This window comes from Okeania sp. SIO2F4 (genome assembly GCF_010672385.1).
Lineage (GTDB): Bacteria > Cyanobacteriota > Cyanobacteriia > Cyanobacteriales > Microcoleaceae > Trichodesmium.
This window is the reverse complement of sequence record NZ_JAAHGT010000974.1, coordinates 1-3557: the sequence shown is the minus strand read 5'-3', so window position 1 is coordinate 3557 and position 3557 is coordinate 1. Positions and strand designations below refer to the sequence as shown.

Annotated in this window: 1 protein-coding gene and 3 pseudogenes; 2 read left to right on the top strand and 2 right to left on the bottom strand. The window is 36.4% G+C overall.

The genetic code is table 11. The features are described 5' to 3' along the window. A pseudogene (locus F6K22_RS35820) lies at positions 1–199 on the top strand (hypothetical protein); the annotation flags it as partial. Between the two features lie 556 nt (positions 200–755). After that, positions 756–1742: a heme o synthase gene (locus tag F6K22_RS35815; RefSeq protein WP_293109355.1), complete on the top strand. Its 987-nt coding sequence runs from the start codon at positions 756–758 to the stop codon at positions 1740–1742. Between the two features lie 132 nt (positions 1743–1874). Here the strand turns inward: F6K22_RS35815 and F6K22_RS35810 are convergent. Further along, positions 1875–2225 (bottom strand): annotated as a pseudogene (locus F6K22_RS35810) (nuclear transport factor 2 family protein); the annotation flags it as partial. 562 nt (positions 2226–2787) lie between these two features. Then, positions 2788–3557, bottom strand: a pseudogene (locus F6K22_RS35805) (transposase); the annotation flags it as partial.

Here is a 3557-nt window from a genome sequence, read left to right as displayed (position 1 = left end):
CCGCCCCCGAGCACAGGTCCGCTCGAGGGGCGGTTTATTAGTATTAGCTCAGATTGGTTTGGGGGTTATGACCTTCCGGTTACGTCTGCAAATTGAGCTGTTAACTGTGTCTCACCAAGCTGTAGGAGCAGCATTATTAGGAACTTTAGTAGCTTTTAGTGTAATTGCTTTACGCGATCGGCAAGTTGCAAAGGCTTAATTGTTAACATAGATACAGTAATATACCCCTCTTTTGTGAGTTATTAGAAACGTTAGCTATCTCTAATCAGTGATTCTCACAGAATCAGGAACTGAGCTGCTAAAACTCAAAAATATCAATTTAGGTAAGTTTAGTAGAACGGAAGGGAATAAATTTAAAATTGCCAGGTATAAGTAATATCATGTCCGGATAATAAGTGATAAAAAAGTTTTTGTTTGTAGTAGGGATTTAGCCCTAAGTAAGATAGATATTGCTCAAGCCCTACTAGCGCGTCTAGCTTGAAAATGTGGGTAAAGAGCGAGTTAATGAAGACCTCTCCCCCAACCCCTCTCCTGCAAGGAGAGGGGGGAGGTTTTACCCACAATTTTAGTTTGGACGCGCTACTACTACGAAACTCTAATTATAACTATTCAACCGGACATCATATAACTAAATTTTTCAGACTGGCTAACATCAAAAATTAACTGGCACTAATATCCGTTTTGATATTGCTCATAAACTTATAGATTACGGAAACAATAACCAGTTTAAACAGAAAATTAACAAATTAAAATCCATGCAAGAAGTTATTTCTCATAGTCTTCCACGACGCCATGATAATATCCTACAGGTATTTAAAAGCTATTATCAACTCACAAAACCCCGCATTATTCTACTACTACTGATAACAACTGCAGCAGGAATGTGGTTGGGAGCAAAAGGAGAAGTTTCTCCCTTATTGTTATTCGTGACATTAATTGGTGGTGCATTAGCTTCTGGTGCAGCTAACGCTATCAACTGTATCTACGACAGTGATATTGACTATATTATGGAGCGTACTCGCTGGCGACCTATTCCATCTGGGAGAGTTCAACCCCGTCATGCTCTGATTTTTGCATTGACTCTGGCAGCTATATCGTTTACTTTGCTCACAGTTTTTGCTAATTTACTAGCTGCACTGTTGGCAATGTCTGGAATAGTTTTTTATGTTGGTATTTACACTCACTGGTTAAAACGTCACAGTGTTCAAAATATTGTAATTGGTGGTGCTGCTGGTGCTATTCCTCCCTTAGTAGGTTGGGCTGCTGTCACAGGTGAGTTGAGTTGGGCAGCTTGGCTACTGTTTGCAATCATTGTTGTCTGGACTCCTCCTCATTTTTGGGCATTAGCAATTTATATTCGTGATGAATATAAGGAAGTAGGAGTACCTATGTTACCTGTGATTGAAGGAAATGAGGAAACAGCGAGACAGATTTGGATTTACACTTTGATTTTGATTCCGATGACCCTATTACTGGTTTATCCATTACACGCAAGCGGAATAGTTTATGCTGTATTAGCAACTTATCTTGGTGCAATTTTTATTAAGAAAGCTTGGCAGTTGTTAAAAGATCCTTCTAATAAAGATGTGGCGCGATCGCTGTTTAAATATTCCATCTATTACATGATGTTGTTGTGTTTAGTAATGGTGATTGATAGTTTACCTTTTACTCATGGAATTACTACTGCTGTAGCTGATAATTTCCAAACCTTTATTAGCAGTGCGATGGCAATGTTATCTTAGTGTCAATTAAACAATAAAATCTGGTTTTAGGTAGGCATTTTGCCTGCCTTTTAGTTTGACAATTTGTAGTTTGACAAATATCGAAAATAATGATATTACTAACTTCGGTTAAAGACTGGTAATAGTCCTTTTTCATTCACTACTATAAGCTTCTGACAATGTGACAGTATCTTCAAACATTTTATAAGAAGTTATTAATCTGTTTTCGGTCGTACAAACTAAAGCATATTCACACTTAAAAACTCGATTGGTCTTTTTAACCCGATGCTGCATATAACCGTGAGCAAAAATATAATTATCTACAGCAACTAATGTATAAATCTCAAAAGCTTCATTATTAAAAAGCTCGCCGAGAATAGAAAGAAATTCGACAACGCCTTTTTTGCCAATAAATTTGCCATAAATAGGAACGGTATTCAGTCCTTGCGCTTCAAAAACCACATCCTCAGTAACTACGCTGAAAGCGCGATCGAGGTCTTGATCTTTTAAAGCAGCTTAGGATATCGCTTGTGTCTTCATATAAATTGCCCGTCAACAAAAAATCCTGTCCCTGATTACCAGAAATACTATAAAATCATTACCGAATAATTAACAATTATTAATTATTAATTAAATAATTCAGCTTACTCTGCCTCCCCTTTCAAGGGGAAAAGCGGTCGGAAAGCGGAGCAGTCAGTTAGGATGGGATGGCGAGGTTTCCCGCTCTTGACACAGCCGCTGCCTCTTTCAGAGGAGCTGCGAAGTACGCTTTTCATGTCGCGCAGCGAAACGCCATATCCAATCTCCCCTTGAGAGAAGAAATAATGTTTCCTTATACTCAATTCCCGAGCGGTTTTAACCTTCTTGTAATTATCAAGTTCGCCATTATCCATTATCCATTAATGAACATCTTTATACCAATTTCATAAAATATTGCTACAGTCTCGACACGGGGAAAAGGGAACAGGGAACAGGGAATAGGGAAAGAAAAACTGGATAAAAAAGAAGAAAAAATGCTTAATTTTGACATTTGATGGATATAGTTCTTTTAAATAAGAATGAGACACTATTTAGCACAATAATTACAGATAATTTCATCAATAGATGTGTTGATAGGAGAATACATTCTAGCTCTCTTTAATGCACTAAAATCATGCTCTATATCATTTAAATCAGGAGAGTATTTTGGCCAAAATAGTAATTGATGACCCCCTGCTTCTACTAATTCTCTAATAACGTTTTTTCTATGAATTGGTGCATTGTCCATAATTAGTACACTGGGAATTTTTAATGATGGTAATAAATGTTGACTTAACCAGTTTTTAAATCCCACTGCATTCAGGCTTCCTTTAAATATTATTGGTGCAATTTATACTTTTTCCTTTTTTCAACTCCGGCCCTACTAAATTTTCTCTTTTCCCTCGTTTTCCCTCTTGCTCACCATAAACTTTTCTCCCTCTTTTTGACCAGGCATAAATACAGTCTTGATTCTCTTCAAATCCTGATTCGTCAATAAACACAAGACTTTTGCTTCCAAATTTTTTGATTAATTTTCGTAATTTTTGATAATATTTTATTCTTTCTTCTCTATTTATTTCTCTATAACGAAGTTGTTTTTTAATAAGAGTGATTTTCATGATTTTCAAGGCATAAAATATAGCCGTAGGATTAACTTCAAATTTTTTAGATCTCTCTGCTAATTTAGCTTCTGGATTTGGTTTTACATCTTTTTCCAGTTCTTTCCAATCTAATTTTCTTTGACGACGTTTTACCTTCGTTGCTTCCAATTTTGGGCGAGATAACCATCTATATATCGAAGCTCTTACTAACGCAAAA